Source organism: Streptomyces afghaniensis (assembly GCF_044327915.1).
Classification (GTDB): domain Bacteria; phylum Actinomycetota; class Actinomycetes; order Streptomycetales; family Streptomycetaceae; genus Streptomyces; species Streptomyces afghaniensis.
In genome coordinates this window covers 234866-256987 of the sequence record NZ_JBIRGJ010000006.1, presented here as the reverse complement: position 1 = coordinate 256987, position 22122 = coordinate 234866, and the positions used below count along the sequence as shown (strand labels likewise).

Here is a 22122-nt window from a genome sequence, read left to right as displayed (position 1 = left end):
CTGCTCACGCTCCCGTGGCGACGAGGACGACGGCGACCGCGAGGACGACGGTGCCGGCGAGCAGCGCGCTCACATAGGTCTGGACGTTGCCGGTCTGGGCGCGCCGTACGGCGGCGCCCAGCCAGCGGGGCAGCGCACCCGCACCGCGGACGTAGGTCTCGACGACCTCCCGGTCGAGGAACCGGACGAGGCTCGCCCCGGCCTGGACCGGGCGGACGAAGAGGGCCCGGTACACGGCGTCCAGGTGGAAGCCGCCGGCCGCGTGGCGGTGCAGCGGGCCGAGCAGGAGACGTCCGGGGTCGGCGGGGTCGGGCGCGTAGGCGATGTCGCCGTAGGCCGGCTCGTGGGTGGCGATGGCCTCCGCCTCGACCTGGGCGGCGTCGCCCTCGGGATGGGCCGCGACCGCGCCCAGCGGGACACGTGCGGTGAGCGCGGTGGTGTGCCGCCAGGCGCCGTAGGTGACGATGCCGCCGACCAGGGCCAGGCCCGTGCCGAGCACGGAGGTGGTGAGGGTCGGGCTGAGGTCGCGGCCGTCGAACCAGTCGGGGAGGAGGCGGAAGGCGAACCCACCCAGGGCCAGTGAGGGCACGGCCAGCACCCACAGCACGACGGTCATCGACAGCGGCTGCCTGCCGTGGTCGGGGGCTTCGGCGCCCCGGCCACGGAAGGCCAGCAGCCACAGGCGCATCGCGTAGGCGGCGGTGAGCACGGCCGTGAACAGGCCGGCGACGAGGACGATCCAGCCCGCCGCGGCGGGGGCGTGCTCGGTGTGACCGGTGACGACGTGTTCGGCGACGCCGAGGACGGCCTCCTTGGAGAAGAAGCCGCTGAACGGCGGGATCGCGGCGAGCGCGAGGAGCGCCACGGTCATCGTCCAGTAGGCGTCGGGGATGCGGTCGCGCAGGTTCCGCATGCGGGACATGGCGGCGAGCGAGTTGGTGCCGGCGGCGTGGATGATCACGCCGGCCGCGAGGAACAGCAGCGCCTTGAAGGCGCCGTGGGACAGGAGGTGGAAGACGGCGGCTCCGCGGTCGCCGACGGCGAGGGCGCCGGTCATGTAGCCGAGCTGACCGATCGTCGAGTAGGCGAGGACGCGCTTGATGTCGTCCTGGGCGAGCGCGGCCAGCGCCGAGCCGGCCATCGTGACGGCGGCCATGACGGCGAGGACGACCATCGCGGCCTGGGAGGCCTCGAAGACCGGCAGGAGACGGGCGATGAAGTAGACACCGGCGGCGACCATCGTCGCGGCGTGGATCAGCGCGGAGACGGGGGTCGGGCCCGCCATCGCGTCGGGGAGCCAGGTGTGCAGCGGGAACTGCGCGGACTTGCCCGCCACGCCCGCCAGGAGCAGCAGGGCGATCAGCGTCGGGTGGTCGAGCGAGCCGCTCGCCACGGCGCCGAGGACCCGGGTGATGCGGAACGAACCGGCGTCGGTGGCCAGGGCGAACAGACCGATGAGGAAGGGGACGTCGCCGAGCTTGGTGACCAGGAAGGCCTTGATGGAGGCGGCGCGGGCCTGAGGGGTCTCCCAGTAGTGGCCGACCAGGAAGTAGGAGCAGATGCCCATGACTTCCCAGCCGACCAGCAGCACGATCAGGTCACCGGAGTAGACGACCAGGAACATCGCGGAGGTGAACAGGGAGACCAGGGCGGCGTACGAGGGGTAGCGCGGGTCGTCGCGCAGGTAGCCCGTCGAGTAGATCTGCACGCAGGAGGCGACCAGGCCGACCAGGACGGCGACGAGGGCGGCGAAGCCGTCGATGTGCAGGGCGAGTTCGATCGGGACGGACCCGGTGGGGGTGAGTTCCGTGGCCGCGTTGACGGCCGCGTCACCGCCCTGCCGGACGGCGACCAGCGCGGCGAGCACCAGGGAGGTGAGCGTCGGCAGGACGGCGAGCGGGCGGACGAAGCCGGGTGCCGTGCGGCCCAGGAGCAGGCCGGCGACGGCGCCGAGGAACGGAAGGAGAGGGACGAGGACGGCGAGGGTGGTCGTGGTCACGCGGTGGCCTCAGCCTTCTGGGCCTCGCCGGACTGCTCGGCCGTAAGGGCGTCGTGGTCGGTGCCGTCGGGGTCGTGCCGTTCGGCGGTGTCGCGGAGTTTGTCGATGTCCGCGGTGCCGCGGTTGCGGTGGACGGCTAGGACGATCGCCAGGCCGATGCCGATCTCGGCGGCGGCGATGGCGATGGTGAACAGGGTCAGGGCCTGGCCGGAGTGCAGGCTCTCCTCGGCGGTCCTGCTGAGCCAGACGTCGAAGGCGACCAGGTTGAGGTTGACGGCGTTGAGCATCAGCTCGACCGACATCAGGACCAGGATCGCGTTGCGGCGGGCGAGGACGCCGTACAGGCCCGTACAGAAGAGGAGAGCGGAGAGGACGGCGGGATAGGCGAGGTGCATCAGCTCGTCCCTTCCTTCTCGCGCCGGTCCTGCTCGCTGCGGTCCTTCTCGCTTCGGTCCTTCTCGCTGCGGTCCTTCTCGCTCCGGGCGGCGGGGGTGCTCTCGGACGCGGTCGCCGAGGCGGCCTTCGCCTTGCGGGACAGGACGATCGCGCCGACCAGGGCGGCGAGGAGCAGGACGGAGAGGGCCTCGAAGGGGAGGACCCAGTTCTGGAAGAGGCTCGCGCCGGTGGCCTCGGTGGAGCCGGCGGCCGGGCCGTCCAGGTCGATCCAGGTGGTGCGGAAGGCGTCGACGACGACCCAGACCAGGGCGGCAGCGGCGGCGACCGCGACGGTGAGGGCGGCCCAGCGGTTGCCGGAGTCGGCGTCCGGTGAGCGACCGATGGGGGCCCTGGTGAGCATCAGACCGAACAGGAGGAGGACGACGACGGAACCGACGTAGATGAGGACCTGTACCCAGGCGATGAACTCGGCGGTCAGCAGGAGGTACTCGACGGCCAGGCCGCCGAGGGTGACGACCAGCCACAGGGCGGCGTGCACCAGTTGCCGGGTGGTGACGGTGACGAGTGCGGCGCCGAAGGTGACCAGGCCGACGAGGAGAAAGGCGATCTCGACGCCCGTCGGGGAGAGGAAGCCGTGGGTTTCGGCGGCCGTGGTGAACGCGGTCATTCCCGGCCCTCCTGCCCCGGCTTCGGCTGATCCGTCTGCGGGGCCGGCTGATCCGTCTGCTGCTTCGAGTCGCCCTGCGGACGGGTCGGTCGCTCGGCTGCCCGGGCCTGCTCGTCGGCGTGCGGTTCGGTGGCGGGCGGGGCCTGCTGGGCGGCCAGCTTGTCGGCGGTCTTGCGGGCGGTGGCGAGTTCCTTCGGTTCCTCCGCGCCGGGGTCGAGGGCCGGCGGGGCCGGGACGGTCCACATCCACTCCCGGAGCTTGTCGCGCTCGTGGGTGAGATCGCGGATGTCGGTCTCGGCGTACTCGAACTCCGGGGACCAGAACAGGGCGTCGAAAGGACAGACCTCGATGCAGATACCGCAGTACATGCACAGGGAGAAGTCGATGGCGAAGCGGTCGAGGACGTTGCGGCTGCGTTCGCGGCCGCCGGGGGTCGCCGCCGGGACGGTCTCCTTGTGGGAGTCGATGTAGATGCACCAGTCCGGGCACTCGCGGGCGCACAGCATGCAGACCGTGCAGTTCTCCTCGAACAGGCCGATCACACCGCGGGTGCGGGGCGGGAGGTCGGGCTGGGCGTCGGGGTACTGCGCGGTGACGGACTTCTTCGTCATCGTGCGGAGGGTGACGGCCAGGCCCTTGGCCAGGCCACTTCCTGGGATCGGGGCCATGGTTACTGGATCACCACCTTGACGATGCCGGTGAGGGCGATCTGGGCGAGGGAGAGGGGGACGAGGAGGGTCCAGGACAGTTTCTGGAGCTGGTCCTCGCGCAGGCGGGGGTAGGTGACGCGCAGCCAGATGACGAGGAAGGCGAGGACGGCGGTCTTCAGCAGGGTCCAGACCCAGCCGAGGCCGTCGGCGCCCCACGGGCCGTGCCAGCCGCCCAGGAAGAGAACGGTGGTCAGGCCGCACAGGACGACGATCCCGGCGTACTCGGCGAGGAGGAAGAGGGCGAAGCGGAGGCCTGTGTACTCGGTGTACGCGCCGAAGATGATCTCCGAGTCGGCGACGGGCATGTCGAAGGGCGGGCGCTGGAGTTCGGCGAGGCCTGCCACGAAGAAGACGATCGCGCCGACGATCTGCCAGGGGAGCCACCACCACTCGAAGGCGTCGAGGATGCCGGGGATCGAGACGGTGCCGGCCGCCATCGCCACCGAGGCGGCGGTGAGGAGCATCGGCAGTTCGTAGGCGAGGAGCTGGGCGGCGGTGCGGAGGCCGCCGAGGAGGGAGAACTTGTTCGCGGACGCCCAGCCGGCCATGAGCGAGCCGAGGACGCCGACGCCCATGACGGCCAGGACGAAGAAGACACCGGCGTCGACGACCTGGCCGACGGCTCCCTCGTCCGGGCCGATGGGGATGGCGAGCAGGACGAGGAGGTACGGCAGGAGGGCGACCGCGGGGGCCAGTTGGAAGATACGGCGGTCCGCGCCAGCGGGGACGACGTCCTCCTTCTGCGCGAACTTCACGCCGTCGGCGATCAGCTGGGCCCAGCCGTGGAAGCCGCCGGCGTACATGGGGCCGAGGCGGCCCTGCATGTGGGCCATGACCTTGTGTTCGGTCTGGCCGATGATCAGGGGGAAGGTGAGGAAGACGACGAACACGATCAGGAGACGCAGGGTGACGTCGAGCACGTCGTTCACCGCGGGCCTCCTGTCGGGTCATCGGGGTTGTCGGTGGGCTGCGGGGTGTCCGCCGGTTCTGAGGGTTCGGGGGTGTCGGAGGGTTCAGGGGTGCCGGAGGGCTCGGGGGTGTCCGGTGACTCCGAGGTGGGGTTCGGGGTCTTCGGGTCATCCGACGGCTCGGGAGCCGGCAGCGCGCCGGCCTCGGGGGACGGTTCGGGAGCCGGCTCCTCGAAGGCCGGGCGGGCGTGATGCCAGGGGGCGTCCGAGCTGCGCGGGGGTCGTGCTGCCCTGCCCGGCCGGCTGTCGCCGGGGGCGGACTCCGCCGAGGCGGCGGGGGTTCCGGGCCCGGTTTCCGAGGGCTCCGGCTCGGTGGCCGGTGGTGGAGAGCCGGTCGCGGTCGCCGCTGCTTCGGCTCCGGAGGTGGTGTCTCCGGAACCCGAGGTCGTGGCTTCGGAACCGGAGGTCGCCGATTCGGCGCCGGAGGTCGTGGCTGCGGGACCGGAGGTCGCCGATTCGGGGCCCTTGGACGTCTGGCTCGCCGAACCCTCCGCCGCCGAGCGGCTACGACGCGGTCGTTCCGAAGCCGGGACAGCCGGGACAGCCGGGGCAGCCGGAGCGGCCGGGGACGGAGTCGCCGTGTCACCGGCAGCGGACTGGCTTGCCGAGCCCGCCGCAGCCGAACGGGTCCGCCGCACCGGGCGTTCGCCCGCGGGGCGGGCGGTGCCCCGGGCCGGGCGGTCGGCTGCCGCGCGGCCGGCGCCGCGGGCCGGGGCCGGGGGGAGTTGGCCCTTCAGGGGACCCCATTCGTTCGGGTCGGGGACGCCGGGGGGAAGCATCTGACGGCGCTTGGGGCCGCCGTGCTCCGACTCGCCGGGTTCCTTCGCGCCGGGCCAGGCTTTGGCGACGCGGGCGGCCAGGACGAAGTCCTTGCGCAGGGGGTGGCCTTCGAAGTTCTCGGGCAGGAGCAGGTGGTCCAGTGCCGGATGGCCTTCGAAGGTGATGCCGAACATCTCGTGCGTCTCGCGTTCGTGCCAGGCGGCGCCCGCGTAGACACCGACCGCCGAGGGCAGGGTCGGGGCCTCGTGCGGGACCGTCGTACGCAGGAGGAGGCGTCGGAGCGGAGACAGCGCCGCGACGTGGGCCGTGACGCGAAAGCCCGTGCCCGGTTCGTCGACCGCGCTCAGCCAGTCGAAGTACGTGCAGGTCAGGCGGTCGCGTGCGGTCTCCAGGGCGGAGATCCAGGTCGCGGGCGGCACGTCGACCGTCAGGACCTCGTACGACTCCTCGGCCGTGGCGTCCGGCCCGAAGAGTTCCTCCGCGTCGGCGGGGAGCCAGCCGACCGCGGTCATCGTCCCTCCCCCGGCGTCGCGTCGGAGCCCGGGGCGGGGGTCGGCGGCTGCACCAGACCGCTCTGGAGCGCCGCTGCCGAAGGACGGGCGGCGCCGCTTCCGTACCGCTCCCCCAGCGACTCGCGGGCGATCTTCTCCTGGAGCTTGAGGATGCCCTGGAGCAGGGCCTCGGGCCGGGGCGGGCAGCCGGGGACGTAGACGTCGACGGGGATGATCTGGTCGACGCCCTTGGTGACGGAGTACGAGTCCCAGTAGGGGCCGCCGCAGTTGCTGCACGCGCCGAAGGAGATGACGTACTTGGGTTCCGGCATCTGTTCGTAGAGGCGCTTCACCGCAGGCGCCATCTTGTCCGTGACCGTGCCGGACACCACCATCAGGTCGGCCTGGCGCGGGCCCGGCGCGAAGGGGATGACGCCGAGCCGGATGAAGTCGTGGCGGGCCATCGACGCGGCGATGAACTCGATCGCGCAGCAGGCGAGGCCGAAGTTGAAGACCCAGAGCGAGTAGCGGCGGCCCCAGTTCAGGATCACCTTCATCGGCTCGGGTGCGAGACGCGCCAGGGCGCCGAGCCGCTTCGGCTCGGGAAGCAGCACGGGCTCGGTGCCGGCGGGGGTCACGTCCATGCCAGGACGCCCTTCTTGTATGCGTAGAGCAGGCCCACGGCCAGGAAGCCGAGGAAGATGAACATCTCCACCAGGGTCGTCGCGCCGTAGCCGGGGGCGGCGAAGACGGTCGCCCAGGGGAACAGGAAGATCGAGTCGACGGCGAAGATCACGTACAGGAACGCGTAGACGTAGTAGCGGACCTGGGTGTGGGCCCAGCCCTCGCCGACGGGGTCGACGCCGCACTCGTACGTCAGGAGTTTCTCGGGGGTGGGGACCACGGGTCGCAGCAGGCGGCCGGCCCCGAAGGCGACGGCGACGAACAGCACGCCGACGACGGCGAGCAGTCCGACGACCGAATAGGACTGGAAGTAGTCCGCCGCGACGACGGTCGTGGTGACGACGGTCGGTTCCGGCACGTCCGTCCCTCGCTCCCTGAAAACTCGGACTGGATCCTGCGACGGTTCCGCGGCTCCGGGGCACGGCCGGGAACAACGGACGCCGCCGTTCGACGAACAACGGGTGCCGCCGTTCGACGATCTGTACGCACGGGAGTCTAGGCCCTGATAAAGGCAGGGTAAGCAGCCCGTCACGCCCTGGCATGCGGGGGTGGGGTTTACCTCAGTCGATCCTGGCGGTCTGCCTCATGGCGCGGGTGCCCGCCGCCGGGCACGCTAAGGCATATGACCGAACGCATCCCGCCCTTGGGCACGAGCGCGGCCCCGACCGCGGCCGGGCCGGACGACCGCCCGCCGCCGCCCCGTCTCGCCTACGACCGGCACACCTGGAAGGAGATCGCGCATCTCCTGGCGAACCTTCCGGTGGCGCTGGTCGGCTTCACCTATGTCGTGACGGCGATGTTCACCAGCCTCGGGCTGACGGTCACGGTGATCGGGTTCCCGCTGCTCGCGGCCGGGCTCGGCGGCGCGCGGCTGCTGGGCCGGATGGAGCGGACGAGGGCCAGGGCGCTGCTCGGCGTGCGGGTGGACGAGCCGAGCCGGCTGCCGCTGCGCGGCCGGGGCGGCTTTCTCCAGAAGCTGTGGATGTCGCTGAAGGACCCGGTGGGCTGGCGCACGGTGCTGTACGAGTTCATACGGCTGCCGTGGGGTGTCCTCACCTTCGCCATCACGCTGACCTCGCTGTTCGTGCTGTGGCCGGTGCTGCCGTTCATCGCGCGGGGCCTGGCCAACGCCGACCGGGCCATGGTGCGGGGGCTGCTGTCGCCCTCCGACGAGCTGGAGCGGCGCATCGCCGAGCTGGAGTCGGACCGGGGGGTCGTGGTCGACACGGCGGCGGCCGACCTGCGGCGCATCGAGCGGGACCTGCACGACGGGGCGCAGGCCCGGCTGGTCAACCTGGCCATGGGGCTGGGCCTGGCGAAGGAGAAGGTGCTGGAGGACCCCGACGCGGCGGCGGCGATGGTCGAGGAGGCGCACGGCGAGGTGAAGCTGGCGCTCCAGGAGCTGCGCGACCTGGCCCGGGGCATCCACCCGGCGGTCCTGACCGACCGCGGTCTGGACGCGGCCCTGTCCGCGGTCTCCTCGCGCTGCACGGTCCCGGTCAAGGTGACGGTCGACCTGCCGGCACGGCCGGCCGCGGCCATCGAGGGCATCGCCTACTTCACCGTCTCGGAGCTGCTGCAGAACGTCAGCAAGCACAGCGCGGCGAAGTCGGCGTCGGTGGATGTGTGGCGGACGAACGACCGGCTGCTCATTCAGGTGTGGGACGACGGCCGCGGAGGCGCGAGTCTCGACGGCGGTACGGGGATGAGGGGCCTGGCCGAGCGGCTGGACGCCGTCGACGGGCTGTTCGTCCTGGAGTCCCCCGAGGGCGGCCCGACGACGGTCACGGCGGAACTGCCCTGGCGCGACCGAACGGACGACTCCGGCACGGGCAGCCCCTGAGGGGTGCCCGGAGGTAGGGAAAACCCCCCGTCCAAGACGCCGACGGACTCCATGGTCCGCCGACCTGCGGCGGAGCAGGGTGGTGGTACGGGAAGACAGCCGCAGGACGAGGGAGAAGGACGACGCCGATGGCCACGGAGTACGGACAGGAGTACGGGCTCGACGGCAGGCCCGGGCTCTCCGGGAGCACCGGGCGGCGGCACCCGCTGCCCGCCGCGCTGCGGGCGCCGGTCGAGGGCCGCACCTGGCGCGAGCTCGGATATGTGCTGCTCAGCCTGCCGATCAGCATCCTGCTGTTCACCTACGCGGTCACGATGGTGTCGCTGGGGGCGGGACTGCTGGTGACGTTCCTCGGCATTCCGGTGCTGGCGGCGGCGCTCGCCGGGTGCCGGGGCCTCGGGTCCCTGGAGCGGATGCGGGCGCGGGCGCTGCTGGACCTGGAGGTGGCCGGCCCGGAGCCGCTGCGGATGAAGAAGCCGGGCGCCATGGCGTGGATGGGGGCCGTGCTCAAGAGCGGTGCCTCGTGGCGGGCCCTGCTGTACGCGGTGCTGCATCTGCCGTGGGCGGTGCTCTCGTTCGTCGTCGCCGTGAACCTCTGGGTGCTGGGCTGGGCGCTGCTGACGTACCCGCTGTGGTTCTGGGTGCTCCCCATGTACGCCGGGCAGGACGGGGTCCAGCTGTACGGCGACGAGACGCACCGGGTCTACCTCGACAACCCCTTCGAGATCACGGTGACCGCGCTGGTGGGTCTGCTGCTGACGATCGCCACGCCGTGGATCGTGCGAGCGCTGACGATGGTGGACCGGCTGCTGGTGTACGGGCTGCTCGGACCGTCGCGGCTGGCCTCGCGGGTGGTGGAGCTGGAGTCGGACCGGGGGGTCGTGGTCGACACGGCGGCGGCCGATCTGCGGCGCATCGAGCGGGATCTGCACGACGGGGCGCAGGCCCGGCTGGTGGCGCTGGCCATGGACCTGGGGATGGCGAAGGAGAAGCTCCAGGAGGATCCGCAGACGGCCGCGCGGATGGTGGACGAGGCGCACGGCGAGGTGAAGACGGCGCTCCAGGAGCTGCGCGACCTGGCCCGGGGCATCCACCCGGCGGTGCTGACCGACCGCGGTCTGGACGCGGCCCTGTCCGCGGTCTCCTCGCGCTGCACGGTGCCCGTGCAGGTGGAGGTCGACCTGGCGGAGCGGCCGGCGCCGGCGATCGAGGGGATCGCGTACTTCACGGTGTCGGAGCTGCTCCAGAACGTCAGCAAGCACGCGCGGGCGACCTGGGCCGGCGTGGAGGTCTGGCGGACGGAGAACCGGCTGATGCTCCAGGTCGTGGACAACGGCGTGGGCGGGGCCGACGTGTCCCAGGGGTCCGGCCTCGCGGGGCTCGCGGAACGGCTCGACGCGGTGGACGGGATCCTGGTGGTGGACTCGCCGGCGGGCGGGCCGACCCGGGTGACCGCGGAGTTGCCGTGGCGGGGCGCGCACGTGAGGTGACCTTCGGCAGGTGACCCTTCGGCTCCCCACCCGCATCGGTCGGATCACCCCCACCCGAATCGGTCGGATCGGCCGGGCAACAAGCCGGTCCACCCCCATCCAGCGCCCGTTCCTGAAATGCTGGACCCGTCGCACGGGTGGGCGCGGAGCCGTTGTGGGCTGCGGACGGGCGGCGTCGGGCTGTGGGGGGCCGAACATCGTGGAGGACAGGGTGCGGGTCGTCATCGCCGAGGATTCAGTGCTGCTCAGAGAGGGCCTGACGCGGCTGCTGACCGACCGGGGGCACGAGGTGGTCGCCGGGGTCGGCGACGGCGCGGCGCTGATCAAGACCATCACGGAGCTGGACGCGCAGGGCGAGCTGCCGGACGTCGTGGTCGCCGATGTGCGGATGCCGCCGACGCACACCGACGAGGGGGTGCGGGCCGCGGTGCAGTTGCGCAAGGCGCACCCGGGGCTCGGCGTGCTGGTGCTGTCGCAGTACGTGGAGGAGCGCTACGCCACGGAACTGCTCGCGGGGTCCAGCCGGGGCGTCGGCTATCTGCTGAAGGACCGGGTGGCCGAGGTGCGTGAGTTCGTGGACGCGGTCGTGCGGGTGGCCGAGGGCGGTACGGCCCTCGACCCGGAGGTCGTCGCGCAGTTGCTGGGCCGCAGCCGTAAGCAGGACGTGCTCGCGGGGCTGACCCCGCGGGAGCGGGAGGTGCTGGGGCTGATGGCCGAGGGACGGACGAACTCGGCGATCGCCCGGCAGCTCGTGGTCAGCGACGGAGCGGTCGAGAAGCACGTCAGCAACATCTTCCTGAAGCTGGGGCTCTCCCCGAGCGAGGGGGACCACCGCCGGGTGCTGGCCGTGCTGACGTATCTGAATTCCTGACCGGCGGCGATTCCGGACACCGGAGAGCGGAAAACAGGACAAGTCTGGGCCCGTGATCATCTCAAAGTCGTGTCCAAGATGCGAATGACCCGAAGAAGGCGACCCTTGCGGTCGTAGTGTTGATCCTGGGAACGCCTGCGGGAAGGCCTTCCCAGGACAGCCGCCTCGAGGGAGGTCCAGTTCAGTGACCAGCCAGGTCAGTAGCCCAGCGGAGCAGGCCGACGAAACAGTCGTAGGAGAGCAGCGCAAAGCGGCGGGCACGAAGGACGTTCGTCGCCTCGACCGAGTGATCATCAGGTTCGCGGGGGACTCGGGTGACGGCATGCAGCTCACCGGTGACCGTTTCACCTCGGAGACCGCGTCGTTCGGCAACGACCTGTCGACGCTGCCGAACTTCCCGGCCGAGATCAGGGCGCCCGCCGGGACCCTGCCGGGCGTGTCGTCCTTCCAGCTGCACTTCGCCGATCACGACATCCTCACGCCCGGTGACGCGCCGAACGTGCTCGTGGCGATGAACCCGGCGGCGCTGAAGGCGAACATCGGCGACCTGCCGCGCGGTGCCGAGGTGATCGTCAACACGGACGAGTTCACCAAGCGGGCGATGCAGAAAGTCGGCTACGAGACCAGTCCGCTGGAGGACGGGTCGCTGGACGGCTACCAGGTCCACCCCGTGCCGCTGACCACGCTCACCGTGGAAGCGCTGAAGGAGTTCGACCTCACCCGCAAGGAGGCCGAGCGCAGCAAGAACATGTTCGCGCTGGGCCTGCTGAGCTGGATGTACCACCGGCCCACCGAGGGCACGGAGAGATTCCTCCGAGCGAAGTTCGCGAAGAAGCCCGACATCGCGGCGGCCAACCTCGCCGCCTTCCGGGCCGGCTGGAACTTCGGCGAGACCACCGAGGACTTCGCCGTCTCCTACGAGGTCGCCCCGGCGGCCACGGCGTTCCCGCCGGGTGTCTACCGCAACATCTCGGGCAATCTCGCCCTGTCGTACGGCCTGGTGGCCGCGAGCCGGCAGGCGGATCTGCCGCTGTACCTGGGGTCGTACCCGATCACGCCGGCGTCGGACATCCTGCACGAGCTGAGCAAGCACAAGAACTTCGGGGTGCGGACCTTCCAGGCCGAGGACGAGATCGCCGGTATCGGGGCGGCGCTGGGCGCGGCGTTCGGCGGTTCGCTGGCGGTGACCACGACGAGCGGCCCCGGTGTGGCGCTGAAGTCGGAGACGATCGGTCTCGCGGTCTCGCTGGAGCTGCCGCTGCTGGTCGTGGACATCCAGCGCGGTGGCCCGTCGACCGGTCTGCCCACCAAGACCGAGCAGGCGGACCTGCTGCAGGCGATGTACGGGCGCAACGGCGAGGCTCCGGTCCCGGTGGTCGCGCCCCGTACGCCGGCGGACTGCTTCGACGCCGCGCTGGAGGCCGCGCGGATCGCGCTGACGTACCGCACGCCGGTGTTCCTCCTGTCCGACGGTTACCTGGCCAACGGCTCCGAGCCGTGGCGCATCCCGGACCTGGAGGAGCTGCCCGACCTGCGGGTGCAGTTCGCGCAGGGCCCGAACCACACGCTCGACGACGGCACCGAGGTGTTCTGGCCGTACAAGCGCGACCCGCAGACCCTGGCCCGCCCGTGGGCGATCCCGGGCACGCCGGGTCTGGAGCACCGGATCGGCGGCATCGAGAAGGAGGACGGCACGGGCAACATCTCCTACGCGCCGGCCAACCACGACTTCATGGTGCGCACCCGGCAGGCGAAGGTGGACGGCATCGAGGTCCCGGACCTCGACGTGGACGACCCGAACGGAGCCAGGACCCTCGTCCTGGGCTGGGGCTCGACGTACGGGCCGATCACGGCCGCGGTGCGGCGGCTGCGCCGGGCCGGGGAGTCGATCGCGCAGGCGCATCTGCGCCACCTGAACCCCTTCCCGAGGAACCTCGGCACGGTCCTCGAGGGTTACGACAAGGTGGTGATCCCCGAGATGAACCTCGGGCAGCTCGCCATGCTCATCCGGGCGAAGTACCTGGTGGACGCCCACTCGTACACCCAGGTCAACGGTATGCCGTTCAAGGCGGAGCAGCTCGCCACGGCTCTGAAGGAGGCCATCGATGGCTGAGACGTCCACACACGGCACGGGCACCATCGAGGCGCTTTCCCTCGTCCCCAAGGCCGAGGGCAGGCAGTCGATGAAGGACTTCAAGTCCGACCAGGAAGTGCGCTGGTGCCCCGGCTGCGGCGACTACGCCATCCTCGCCGCGGTGCAGGGCTTCATGCCCGAACTGGGACTGGCGAAGGAGAACATCGTCTTCGTCTCGGGCATCGGCTGCTCCTCCCGCTTCCCGTACTACATGAACACCTACGGGATGCACTCCATCCACGGCCGCGCCCCGGCCATCGCCACGGGCCTGGCCAGCTCCCGCCGCGACCTGTCGGTGTGGGTCGTCACCGGTGACGGTGACGCGCTGTCCATCGGCGGAAACCACCTGATCCACGCCCTGCGGCGCAACGTCAACCTCAAGATCCTGCTGTTCAACAACCGGATCTACGGTCTGACCAAGGGCCAGTACTCGCCGACCTCCGAGGTCGGGAAGATCACCAAGTCGACGCCGATGGGCTCGCTGGACGCGCCCTTCAACCCGGTGTCGCTGGCGATCGGCGCGGAGGCGTCGTTCGTGGCGCGGACGGTCGACTCGGACCGCAAGCACCTGACGGAGGTGCTGCGCCAGGCCTCCGCCCACCAGGGCACGGCCCTGATCGAGATCTACCAGAACTGCAACATCTTCAACGACGGCGCCTTCGACGCCCTCAAGGACAAGCAGCAGGCCGAGGACGCCGTGATCCGCCTGGAGCACGGCAAGCCGATCCGGTTCGGCCGAGACCTGGCCAAGGGGGTCGTCCGGGACCCGGTCACCGGTGATCTGAAGGTGGTGGCGGTGACGCCGGACAACGAGGACGCGGTACTCGTCCACGACGCGCACGCCGAGTCCCCGACCACGGCGTTCGCCCTGTCCCGCCTCGCCGACCCGGACACCCTGCACCACACGCCGATCGGTGTCCTGCGCTCCGTCGACCGGCCCGTCTACGACACGCAGATGGCCGACCAGCTGGACAGCGCGATCGAGCAGCACGGCAAGGGCGACCTGGCGGCGCTGCTGGCGGGCGGCGACACCTGGACGGTCGTCGGCTGAGCATGCTCCTCGACGCGGGGCCCGGGACCGTCTCAGGACGCGGACCGGGCCTCGTCGTATGCCCGGCGTGCCTTTTCCACCTCGTCCATGCGCCGGTGCGTCCACTGGGTGAGGGCCCGCACCTGCTCGGCTGCCTCGCGGCCGAGGTCGGTGACGGAGTAGTCGACGCGGGGCGGGATCACGGGCTTGGCGTCGCGGTGGACGAGGCCGTCGCGCTCCAGGGTCTGGAGCGTCTGCGTGAGCATCTTCTCGCTGACGCCACGGCCGCCGTAACGGCTGATCGCCCGGCGCAGCTCGCTGAACCGGTGGGGGCGTTCCAGGAGCTCGATCAGCACGAGCACGCCCCAGCGGCTGGTGACGTGCTCCAGCACCAGCCGGTAGGGGCACAGGGCCTCAGCCTCGCCATTACTTACTGCCATGCCAGTACCTTACTTCAAAGTGGGTACTTTCCAAGAGTTAGCGCCTCTCGTAGGGTTAGTGCCATCGCACCCCACAAGGAGAGTCGCCCTCATGAGCATCATCGTCACCGGAGCCACCGGAAACCTCGGCCGTCACGTCGTGGAGCAGCTGCTGGAGAAGGTCCCCGCCGAGCAGATCACCGCGGTCGTCCGCAACGCCGAGAAGGCCGCCGACTTCGCGGAGCGCGGTGTGCGGATCGCACTGGCCGACTACAACGCCCCGGCGTCCTTCGACGGGCTCTTCTCCGCCGGTGACAAGGTGCTGCTGGTCTCCGGCAACGAGTTCGACAAGGGTCGTGTGCAGCAGCACAAGGTCGTCATCGACGCCGCCAAGGCGGCCGGTGTGGCCCTGCTCGCCTACACCAGCGCCCCGGGCACCCTGACCGCCGCGCTCGCCGACGACCACCGCGGCACCGAGGAGCTGCTGCTGGACTCCGGCGTGCCCTACACCCTGCTGCGCAACGGCTGGTACCACGAGAACTACACCGAGAACCTCGCCCCGGTGCTGGAGCACAACGCGGTCGTGGCCGCCGCCGGCGAGGGCAAGGTCTCCTCCGCCGCCCGTGCCGACTACGCCGCCGCGGCCGTCGCCGTGCTGACCGGCGAGGGGCACGAGAACAAGACGTACGAGCTGGGCGGCGACACCGCCTGGAGCTTCACCGAGTACGCGGCCGAGCTGAGCCGTCAGACCGGCAAGGAGATCACCTACAACCCGGTCTCGACCGAGGTGCTCACCGGGATCCTGACTGGCGCCGGCCTGCCCGAGCCGCTGGCACAGACGCTCGCGGGCGTGGACGCCTCCATCGAGAAGGGTGAGCTGGTCGTCTCCACCGGCGATCTGTCCCGCCTGACCGGCCGCCCGACCACCCCGTTCTCCGAGGCCATCGCCGCGGCGCTCAAGGGCTGAACTCCCCCGGCGGGCCCTTGAGCAGCCCCACCCCCGGCTGTCATGACCGTATACCGATACGGGCATGACAGCCGGGGGTGCTCGGCGTTACCGTCGTGGCGGAACACACGTACGGAGGAGGGGCCCGTGAGCGGCAAGCCGAGGGGCGAGCGGCACATAGGACTGCTGAACGGCTTCGCGGCCTACGGCATGTGGGGCCTCGTCCCGCTGTTCTGGCCCCTGCTGAAGCCCGCCGGGGCGATGGAGATCCTGGCCCACCGGATGGTGTGGTCGCTGGTCTTCGTGGGCGCCGCCCTGCTCGTGCTGCGCCGCTGGGCCTGGGCCGGTGAGCTGCTGCGGCAGCCGCGCAGGCTGGGCCTCGTCGCGATCGCCGCGACGTTCATCACCCTCAACTGGGGCCTGTACATCTGGTCCGTGAACTCCGGGCACGTCGTCGAGGCCTCGCTCGGGTACTTCATCAACCCGCTTGTCACCATCGCGATGGGTGTGCTGCTGCTGAAGGAGCGGCTGCGGCCGGTGCAGTGGCTGGCGGTCGGGACCGGGGTCGCGGCGGTCGTCGTGCTGACCGTCGGCTACGGCCGGCCCCCGTGGATCTCCCTCGGCCTCGCCTTCTCCTTCGCCACGTACGGGCTGGTGAAGAAGAAGCTGAACCTCGGCGGCGTGGAGTCGCTGGCCGCCGAGACCGTGGTCCAGTTCCTGCCCGCGCTCGGCTTCCTGGTGTGGCTGAGCGCGCGGGGCGAGTCCACCTTCGCCGCCGAGGGCGCGGGGCACGCGGCGCTGCTCGCCTCGGCCGGGATCGTCACCGCGCTGCCCCTGGTCTGCTTCGGCGCCGCCGCCATCCGCGTGCCCCTGTCCACGATCGGCCTGCTGCAGTACCTGACGCCGGTCTTCCAGTTCCTGCTCGGCGTCTTCTACTTCCACGAGGAGATGCCGCCGGAGCGCTGGGCCGGCTTCGCGCTGGTGTGGCTGGCGCTGACACTGCTCACCTGGGACGCCCTGCGCACCGCCCGCCGGGCCTCCCGGGCACTGACCAGCGAGATCAGCGCGCCCAGCACCACCAGGGCCACGGGCACGGTCAGTGCCACCCGGAACGCCGACAGCGTGGCCTCGGGGCCGGACCCGGTGGACGCCAGGCCGTAGACCGCGGTCACCGCCGCGATGCCGATGGCGGAGCCGAACTGCGTGGCGGTGGTCAGCAGCCCGCCGGCCAGGCCCTGCTCCGACCCGGTGACCCCGTCCGTAGCCGCGATCGTCAGCGGCCCGTAGGCCAGGGCGAAGGCGAGACCCGAGAGGAACAGGGTGGGGAACATCGCGGCGTAGGACCAGTCCATGCCGACCGGCAGGAACAGCCCGTACGCGATCACGGCCAGGACGAAGCCGCCGACGATCACCTGGGCGTTGCCGAAACGGGCGACCAGTCGCGGGGTGAGCGTCGGGGCGAGGACGGCGTCGACGCCCATGACGATCAGGGCCACCGCCGTCTGGAGGGGCGACCAGCCGCGCAGTTCCTGGAGGTAGAGCGTGACGACGAACTGGAAGCCGAAGAAGGCGCCGAGGAAGAGCAGCGCTCCCAGGTCGGCGCGCACCACCGGGCCCTGGCGCAGGATGCCGAGGCGGACGAGCGGATCCGGGCAGCGGCGTTCGGCCACGACGAAGGCACCGGCCAGGACGAGCGCCGCGAGGCCGCAGACCAGGGTGAGCGGCCAGTCGTGCAGGCCGTGTTCGAGGCGGATGACGGTGTAGGCGGCCAGCAGCATGGCGCCGGCGGCGGTGATCGCACCGGGCAGGTCGAACCCGCGCCGACGCGCCGGCGGGCCGTCCTGCCGGGGTACCAGGCGTACGGCCGCGACGAGCAGCGCCGCGGCCAGCAGTACCGGCGCGAAGAACACCCAGCGCCAGCCGAGCTGGGTGAGCAGACCGCCGATGACCAGACCGAGGGAGAAGCCGGCCGCGCCCGTGCCGGCGAAGACCAGCAGGGCCTTGTTGCGCTGCGGGCCCTCGGCGTACGAGGTCGTGATCAGGGAGAGCGCGGCCGGGGTCATGAACGCGGCGGCGACGCCCGTGACGAAGCGGGCGACGACCAGCATCCAGCCCTCGGTCGCGAAGCCGCCGAGCCCCGAGAACGCGAGGAAGACGCCCAGCCAGAGCAGGAACATCCGCCGCCGCCCGAGCAGGTCGGCCGCCCGGCCGCCCAGCAGGGTGAAGCCGGCGTAACCGAGCACATAGCCGCTCATCACCCAGGCCGCGGTGTCGGTGGCCAGCCCGAGGTCGGAGCGGATGTCCGGGATCGCCACCGCCATCATCGCGACGTCGATGCCTTCGAGAAAGATCGTTCCGCAGAGGACGAACAGCAGCGCCCAGGCACGGGTGCCCATCAGTCAACACTCCTCTTCCAGGGATCGGTTACGCAAGTGAGGGTCGGTTCCTTCTTGTAACCAGGACCACCCTGCGGCAGCATCGACAGACATGGAAGAAGGCACTTCGAAGTCACCGAGTAACTGCGAGAGCACCGTGGACCACGGCGACGCCGATCCCTTCCAGTGGGACACCCGGGAGGACTGCCAGGTCCGGCAGATCCTCGACCGGATCGCCGACAAGTGGTCGCTGCTCGTCATCGCGCTGCTGGAGAACCGGCGGCTGCGCTTCACCGAGCTGCGCCGGGAGATCGACGGGGTCAGCCAGCGGATGCTGACGGTGACCCTGCGGTCGCTGGAGCGGGACGGCCTGGTGAAGCGGACGGTGCACCCGGTGGTGCCGCCGCGGGTCGAGTACGAACTGACCTCCCTCGGCCGGACCCTGCACACGACCATCCAGTCGCTGGTGACCTGGACGGAGCGGCACCAGGAGGAGATCGCTGCGGCCCGCAGCGCCTACGACGCCCGTGCGGCGAAGGCTCGGGCCGCGGAGGTTACGGCGTCCTAGGAGCCCGGCGGGACCGGTGTGCCCGGGCCTTCTCGCGGTTGCCGCAGTGCTCCATCGCGCACCAGCGGCGGCGGCCCGGGCGGGAGGTGTCGACGAAGAGCAGGTAGCAGTTGTGGGCGCCGCACTCCCGGATGCGGTGGGCGTGGGGGCCGGTGAACAGGTCGATCGCGTCCCGGGCGACCGTGGCGAGCAGCTGGGCTCCGGTGGCGCCCGGGGCCCAGGCGCGGGTGCCGTCCGGCTCGATGCGGGCGACCAGCGGGGGCCTGGCCGCGGCGGCGTTGACGACGTCCAAGGGGGCGGCTTGCAGCGGGCGGTCGTGGGCGCGGTCGGCGGCGAGCGGGAACACGGCGTCGCGCAGGGCGCGCACACGCTCCAGCTCATCCTCGGTGACGGTGACGTCGAGGCCGTCCGGGAGGCGACTGCGCGCGGCCCAGGCGACCAGGTCGGCGGGTTCATGCAGCACCTCGTACCGCGCGAACTCCCCGGGGCCGCCCGTCGTCAGCAGCTCCAGGCACAGGGCGCCGGGGTCGAAGCGGTAGGCCTTCCCCTGGTGCGAGACCAGCGTCAGGCCGGGTGCCCGGTCCGGCGTTTCCCCTCCGCGTCCACTCACATAACCAGTATAAGTGGTTACATGACACAGACCCCGGCACCGCCCACCCCCGTGCACTGGAAGATCGTCATCGACGCGAACGATCCGCACGCGCAGGCCGACTTCTGGGCCGCTGCCCTCCGGTACGAGGCCGAGGACAACAGCGCCCTCATCGAGAAGCTGCTCGGCTTCGGCGCCCTGCCCGAAGAGGCCACGGTCGAGTTCCACGGCCGCCGCGCCTTCCGGGACCTGATCGCCGTACGGCACCCCGAGGACCCGTTCGAGCAGGAGAGCGGGACCGGGCTGGGCCGGCGGCTGCTGTTCCAGCGGGTGCCGGAGGCGAAGACGGTCAAGAACCGGCTCCACCTCGATCTGCACCCGGGCGAGGGGCGGCGCGAGGAGGAGGTGGCGCGGCTGGAAGGGCTCGGCGCGCGTGTGCTGCGGCGGGTGGCGGAGCAGGGCGGCGAGTGGGTCGTGATGGCGGACCCGGAGGGGAACGAGTTCTGCGTGCAGTGAGCTTGCCGGGCGGTCCAGCGCATCCCAACGCCCTGGCTGAATACGTCTCTTGACGGAGAGTCAGTACCACCTTCACCATCCAGGCACCCCATTCACTGTGGGCTGCCCGTGGACACCCCCACGGGCTTCCCCATGGAATTCGGAGCCCCCACATGAAGCTCTCCGTTTCCGCGCGTGCCGTGGCGGCCGGTGCCGTGGCCACCGCCATGCTCCTGACCGGCGGGGCCGTGGCGGACGCCGCGTCCGCTCCCCCCAGACCGGCTGCCGCGCCCGACATACCCCTGGCGGGCGTCAAGGCGCACCTGTCCCAGCTCCAGTCCATAGCCACAGCCAACGGCGGCAACCGCGCGCACGGCCGCCCCGGCTACAAGGCCTCCGTCGACCACATCAAGGCCAAACTGGACGCGGCCGGGTACACCACCACGGTCCAGCAGTTCACCGCCTCCGGCCGCACCGGCTACAACCTGATCGCCGACTGGCCGGGCGGCGACGCGAACCAGGTCGTGATGGCCGGCTCGCACCTCGACAGCGTCTCCTCCGGGCCCGGCATCAACGACAACGGGTCCGGCTCGGCCGCCGTCCTGGAGACCGCCCTCGCCGTGTCCCGGGCGCAGTACAAGCCCACCAAGCACCTGCGGTTCGCCTGGTGGGGCGCGGAGGAGCTCGGCCTGGTCGGCTCCCGCCACTACGTCAGCCGGCTGGCCACCGGCGACCGTTCACGGATCAGCGCCTACCTCAACTTCGACATGATCGGCTCCCCGAACCCCGGCTACTTCGTCTACGACGACGACCCGGCGATCGAGAAGACCTTCAAGGAGTACTTCAGCGGCCTCGGCGTCCCGACCGAGATCGAGACCGAGGGCGACGGCCGCTCCGACCACGCGCCCTTCAAGAGCGCGGGTGTACCGGTGGGCGGCCTGTTCACGGGGGCCAGCCGGACGAAGACGGCGGCGCAGGCGGCCAAGTGGGGCGGTACGGCCGGGCGGGCCTTCGACCGCTGCTACCACTCCTCCTGCGACACCACCGCCAACATCGACGACACCGCCCTGGACCGCAACAGCGACGCCGTCGCGTACGCGGTGTGGGAGCTGTCGGAGTAACGGCGCCTACTGGTTGCGGGCGCGTTCGGTCAGCCGGCCCATGCGGGCGCGGGCCGACTCCAGTTGCTCGATCTCCTCGGCGGCGGGGCCGTCCTCGGCGGCGAGTTCGGTCCACAGGCCGATCAGGTCCCGCCCCAGCTCCAGCCCCACCGCCGGGTCGCGCACCGCACGCCAGGCGGTGGCCGCGCTCTGCACGTTGCCGTAGGCGGCCTCCGCGTCGCCCGTACGGCGGCGGGCACCGGCCAGGTCGAGGGAGAGCCGGAAGGCGCGGAGCGGATCGCCGGCCAAGTAGGAGATGTAAGCGGTGAGTTCGCGCAGCCGGAGCACCTCGGGGTGCTCCGGCCCGAGCGTCCCCGACGCCTCCGCGACGGTCCGGTCCGCCAGCCCGGCCGCCGCGTCGATCCGGCCTTCCTTGACGGCTTCGTTGATCCGGGCGATCGGCTCCGCGAGGAGGGCGGGGGCGGAGGGGTCACCCGGGGCGCCGAGGGGTTCGTCGCCGAGTACGGCCTCCGCGACGGCGTCGAAGCCGCGGGCGGGGGTCGGCTTGGCGTCGGCTTCGGCAGCGAGCAGCTCCGCTTCGGACATCGGCTCGGGTTCCCGCCTGCGGTGCGGGGCCGGACCGGTGCCGGGGACGGGGAGCGGCCTGACGTCCATGAGCGGAGGCGGACCGAACTCACCGGTCGGGGGTGCGACGGTGCCGGGGGGCGTCGTGGCCGGGCCCGGTGGTGCGTCTTCCGGTTCGGACTGCGGCGGTTCCGGTACGGCGCGCAGCTCGAAGGTCGGTACGGGCTGATCGGCCGGCTGCGGTTCGGTCACGGCCCGCAGCGGGAACGTCGAGGCCGGGCCGCGGCCGGGCTCCGGCACGGGGCGCAGGACGTGCGTGGCCCTGTCGTCCTGCGGGTGCTGCGGCTCCGGCTCTGGCGCGGGCGGTGTCGGCCCGGGCGGTGGAACGGGTGCTGTCGGCCCGGGCGGTGGAACGGGCGGCTCCGACGCCGCACCTGCCGCAGGCGTTCCGGCGGCGACGGCGTCCTCCGGCGGGGCCGTGCGGACCGGCTCGGCGGTGAAGCGGCTGGAGCCGTCCGGGTCGACCTGGAGCGGCACGACGTAGCCGATGCGCTCGTCGTGGACCGTGGCGAGGACGGGATGGCCGGTGGCCAGGGCGATGTGGTGGAGGCGGTTCAGGACGGCCTGCTGGATCTCCTCGCCGGGGGCCGCGAAGACGGGGACACCGCCGACCGACGCACCGTCGGAGACACCTCCCGCGCCGGCTCCCGGTACCGCTCCTGCCCGGTCCGCTCCTGCCGGGTCCGCTCCGGCCCCGGGGACACGGACGTCGATCGGCGCCGCCGGGGTCGCCGCGCGCGCGGCCTGCTTCTGTTCCCGCTTCTTCTCGCGGCTGAGTCGAGCCATCGTCCCCTCATTCGGCGTCGTCCTACTGTCGAGTGTGTCCGCTCGCTCCCGTTTCTCACGTCACCGCGGTGTCACAGGCTCGTCCCAAGGGTTCCAGGTCCCGGTATGGATCGTTCCGGATGGCATGAGGATCGGT

The 22122-nt window shown here is 71.5% G+C and carries 21 protein-coding genes and 1 pseudogene; 10 read left to right on the top strand and 12 right to left on the bottom strand.

The window, feature by feature from the left end; all coding sequences use genetic code 11:
* Nucleotides 1-4: 4 nt before the first annotated feature.
* From ACH4G3_RS23610 to ACH4G3_RS23575, 8 genes are read right to left on the bottom strand one after another with little or no spacing between them, the layout of a single operon-like run.
* The gene (locus tag ACH4G3_RS23610) at nucleotides 5-1999 is read right to left on the bottom strand and encodes an NADH-quinone oxidoreductase subunit 5 family protein (protein WP_397626392.1); all 1995 of its coding nucleotides are present in this window, start codon (nucleotides 1997-1999) and stop codon (nucleotides 5-7) included.
* A complete protein-coding gene (gene nuoK, locus ACH4G3_RS23605; protein ID WP_397626391.1) occupies nucleotides 1996-2394 on the bottom strand; it encodes an NADH-quinone oxidoreductase subunit NuoK in 399 nt (132 codons plus the stop codon). Before nuoK ends, ACH4G3_RS23610 begins: the two co-directional genes overlap by 4 nt.
* On the bottom strand, nucleotides 2394-3062 hold the full coding sequence (locus ACH4G3_RS23600) for an NADH-quinone oxidoreductase subunit J family protein (RefSeq protein ID WP_397626390.1): 669 nt from the start codon (nucleotides 3060-3062) through the stop codon (nucleotides 2394-2396). Before ACH4G3_RS23600 ends, nuoK begins: the two co-directional genes overlap by 1 nt.
* On the bottom strand, nucleotides 3059-3730 hold the full coding sequence (locus ACH4G3_RS23595; protein WP_397626389.1) for a 4Fe-4S binding protein: 672 nt from the start codon (nucleotides 3728-3730) through the stop codon (nucleotides 3059-3061). The genes ACH4G3_RS23600 and ACH4G3_RS23595 overlap by 4 nt, the downstream gene beginning before the upstream one ends.
* A 2-nt stretch (nucleotides 3731-3732) precedes the next feature.
* Nucleotides 3733-4701, bottom strand: coding sequence for a complex I subunit 1/NuoH family protein (locus tag ACH4G3_RS23590; RefSeq protein ID WP_354744216.1), 969 nt, complete (start codon nucleotides 4699-4701; stop codon nucleotides 3733-3735).
* Complete coding sequence (locus tag ACH4G3_RS23585; RefSeq protein ID WP_397626388.1) at nucleotides 4698-6032, bottom strand: NADH-quinone oxidoreductase subunit C; 1335 nt, start codon at nucleotides 6030-6032, stop codon at nucleotides 4698-4700. The genes ACH4G3_RS23590 and ACH4G3_RS23585 overlap by 4 nt, the downstream gene beginning before the upstream one ends.
* The gene (locus ACH4G3_RS23580; protein WP_397626387.1) at nucleotides 6029-6655 is read right to left on the bottom strand and encodes an NADH-quinone oxidoreductase subunit B; all 627 of its coding nucleotides are present in this window, start codon (nucleotides 6653-6655) and stop codon (nucleotides 6029-6031) included. The genes ACH4G3_RS23585 and ACH4G3_RS23580 overlap by 4 nt, the downstream gene beginning before the upstream one ends.
* Nucleotides 6646-7053, bottom strand: a complete 408-nt coding sequence (locus ACH4G3_RS23575; RefSeq protein WP_010041427.1) for an NADH-quinone oxidoreductase subunit A — start codon at nucleotides 7051-7053, stop codon at nucleotides 6646-6648. The genes ACH4G3_RS23580 and ACH4G3_RS23575 overlap by 10 nt, the downstream gene beginning before the upstream one ends.
* Nucleotides 7054-7317: 264 nt before the next feature.
* Here ACH4G3_RS23575 and ACH4G3_RS23570 point away from each other — a divergent pair, with 264 nt between their 5' ends.
* From ACH4G3_RS23570 to ACH4G3_RS23550, 5 genes are all read left to right on the top strand, one after another.
* On the top strand, nucleotides 7318-8538 hold the full coding sequence (locus ACH4G3_RS23570) for a sensor histidine kinase (protein WP_397626386.1): 1221 nt from the start codon (nucleotides 7318-7320) through the stop codon (nucleotides 8536-8538).
* A 128-nt stretch (nucleotides 8539-8666) separates the two neighbouring features.
* Nucleotides 8667-10028, top strand: coding sequence for a sensor histidine kinase (locus tag ACH4G3_RS23565; RefSeq protein ID WP_397626385.1), 1362 nt, complete (start codon nucleotides 8667-8669; stop codon nucleotides 10026-10028).
* Between the two features lie 199 nt (nucleotides 10029-10227).
* Nucleotides 10228-10899 (top strand): LuxR C-terminal-related transcriptional regulator, encoded by a 672-nt coding sequence (locus tag ACH4G3_RS23560; RefSeq protein ID WP_397626384.1) that lies wholly within the window; start codon nucleotides 10228-10230, stop codon nucleotides 10897-10899.
* Nucleotides 10900-11083: 184 nt separating this feature from the next.
* A complete protein-coding gene (locus tag ACH4G3_RS23555) occupies nucleotides 11084-13012 on the top strand; it encodes a 2-oxoacid:acceptor oxidoreductase subunit alpha (RefSeq protein WP_397626383.1) in 1929 nt (642 codons plus the stop codon).
* Nucleotides 13005-14084, top strand: a complete 1080-nt coding sequence (locus ACH4G3_RS23550) for a 2-oxoacid:ferredoxin oxidoreductase subunit beta (RefSeq protein ID WP_397626382.1) — start codon at nucleotides 13005-13007, stop codon at nucleotides 14082-14084. Before ACH4G3_RS23555 ends, ACH4G3_RS23550 begins: the two co-directional genes overlap by 8 nt.
* 32 nt (nucleotides 14085-14116) lie before the next feature.
* On the opposite strand, the gene ACH4G3_RS23545 is transcribed toward ACH4G3_RS23550, so the two are convergent.
* Nucleotides 14117-14503, bottom strand: coding sequence for a winged helix-turn-helix transcriptional regulator (locus ACH4G3_RS23545; protein WP_397626381.1), 387 nt, complete (start codon nucleotides 14501-14503; stop codon nucleotides 14117-14119).
* Nucleotides 14504-14594: 91 nt separating this feature from the next.
* On the opposite strand from ACH4G3_RS23545, the gene ACH4G3_RS23540 reads away from it, so the two are divergent.
* Both ACH4G3_RS23540 and rarD read left to right on the top strand, forming a co-directional pair.
* Entirely contained in the window at nucleotides 14595-15449 is an 855-nt protein-coding gene (locus ACH4G3_RS23540; protein WP_397626380.1) for an SDR family oxidoreductase, read from the top strand.
* A gap of 126 nt (nucleotides 15450-15575) precedes the next feature.
* Nucleotides 15576-16589 carry an EamA family transporter RarD gene (gene rarD, locus ACH4G3_RS23535; RefSeq protein WP_397626379.1) on the top strand — a complete coding sequence of 338 codons (1014 nt, stop codon included), beginning with the start codon at nucleotides 15576-15578 and terminating at the stop codon, nucleotides 16587-16589.
* A gap of 80 nt (nucleotides 16590-16669) precedes the next feature.
* Here the strand turns inward: rarD and ACH4G3_RS23530 are convergent.
* Nucleotides 16670-17749: pseudogene (locus ACH4G3_RS23530) on the bottom strand (MFS transporter); the annotation flags it as partial.
* A 166-nt stretch (nucleotides 17750-17915) separates the two neighbouring features.
* Between ACH4G3_RS23530 and ACH4G3_RS23525 the strand changes: the two are divergent.
* Nucleotides 17916-18371 (top strand): winged helix-turn-helix transcriptional regulator, encoded by a 456-nt coding sequence (locus ACH4G3_RS23525; protein ID WP_397626378.1) that lies wholly within the window; start codon nucleotides 17916-17918, stop codon nucleotides 18369-18371.
* Here the strand turns inward: ACH4G3_RS23525 and ACH4G3_RS23520 are convergent.
* Entirely contained in the window at nucleotides 18358-18981 is a 624-nt protein-coding gene (locus ACH4G3_RS23520; protein WP_397626377.1) for a CGNR zinc finger domain-containing protein, read from the bottom strand. The genes ACH4G3_RS23525 and ACH4G3_RS23520 overlap by 14 nt on opposite strands.
* A gap of 21 nt (nucleotides 18982-19002) precedes the next feature.
* Between ACH4G3_RS23520 and ACH4G3_RS23515 the strand changes: the two genes are divergently transcribed.
* Together ACH4G3_RS23515 and ACH4G3_RS23510 are read left to right on the top strand one after the other, a co-directional pair.
* The gene (locus ACH4G3_RS23515) at nucleotides 19003-19476 is read left to right on the top strand and encodes a VOC family protein (protein WP_397626376.1); all 474 of its coding nucleotides are present in this window, start codon (nucleotides 19003-19005) and stop codon (nucleotides 19474-19476) included.
* Nucleotides 19477-19628: 152 nt separating this feature from the next.
* Complete coding sequence (locus ACH4G3_RS23510) at nucleotides 19629-20576, top strand: M28 family metallopeptidase (RefSeq protein ID WP_397626375.1); 948 nt, start codon at nucleotides 19629-19631, stop codon at nucleotides 20574-20576.
* 6 nt (nucleotides 20577-20582) lie between these two features.
* Here ACH4G3_RS23510 and ACH4G3_RS23505 read toward each other — a convergent pair whose 3' ends face one another.
* Nucleotides 20583-21986, bottom strand: a complete 1404-nt coding sequence (locus ACH4G3_RS23505) for a tetratricopeptide repeat protein (protein WP_397626374.1) — start codon at nucleotides 21984-21986, stop codon at nucleotides 20583-20585.
* Nucleotides 21987-22122 lie beyond the last annotated feature (136 nt).

Bases quoted from the DNA above. Each gene is read 5' to 3' on its own strand.
- nuoK (WP_397626391.1), bottom strand. From the start codon at position 2,394: ATGCACCTCGCCTATCCCGCCGTCCTCTCCGCTCTCCTCTTCTGTACG.
- ACH4G3_RS23600 (WP_397626390.1), bottom strand. From the start codon at position 3,062: ATGACCGCGTTCACCACGGCCGCCGAAACCCACGGCTTCCTCTCCCCG.
- ACH4G3_RS23595 (WP_397626389.1), bottom strand. From the start codon at position 3,730: ATGGCCCCGATCCCAGGAAGTGGCCTGGCCAAGGGCCTGGCCGTCACC.
- ACH4G3_RS23585 (WP_397626388.1), bottom strand. From the start codon at position 6,032: ATGACCGCGGTCGGCTGGCTCCCCGCCGACGCGGAGGAACTCTTCGGG.
- ACH4G3_RS23580 (WP_397626387.1), bottom strand. From the start codon at position 6,655: ATGGACGTGACCCCCGCCGGCACCGAGCCCGTGCTGCTTCCCGAGCCG.
- ACH4G3_RS23570 (WP_397626386.1), top strand. From the start codon at position 7,318: ATGACCGAACGCATCCCGCCCTTGGGCACGAGCGCGGCCCCGACCGCG.
- ACH4G3_RS23565 (WP_397626385.1), top strand. From the start codon at position 8,667: ATGGCCACGGAGTACGGACAGGAGTACGGGCTCGACGGCAGGCCCGGG.
- ACH4G3_RS23550 (WP_397626382.1), top strand. From the start codon at position 13,005: ATGGCTGAGACGTCCACACACGGCACGGGCACCATCGAGGCGCTTTCC.
- ACH4G3_RS23545 (WP_397626381.1), bottom strand. From the start codon at position 14,503: ATGGCAGTAAGTAATGGCGAGGCTGAGGCCCTGTGCCCCTACCGGCTG.
- ACH4G3_RS23540 (WP_397626380.1), top strand. From the start codon at position 14,595: ATGAGCATCATCGTCACCGGAGCCACCGGAAACCTCGGCCGTCACGTC.
- ACH4G3_RS23525 (WP_397626378.1), top strand. From the start codon at position 17,916: ATGGAAGAAGGCACTTCGAAGTCACCGAGTAACTGCGAGAGCACCGTG.
- ACH4G3_RS23515 (WP_397626376.1), top strand. From the start codon at position 19,003: ATGACACAGACCCCGGCACCGCCCACCCCCGTGCACTGGAAGATCGTC.
- ACH4G3_RS23510 (WP_397626375.1), top strand. From the start codon at position 19,629: ATGAAGCTCTCCGTTTCCGCGCGTGCCGTGGCGGCCGGTGCCGTGGCC.
- ACH4G3_RS23505 (WP_397626374.1), bottom strand. From the start codon at position 21,986: ATGGCTCGACTCAGCCGCGAGAAGAAGCGGGAACAGAAGCAGGCCGCG.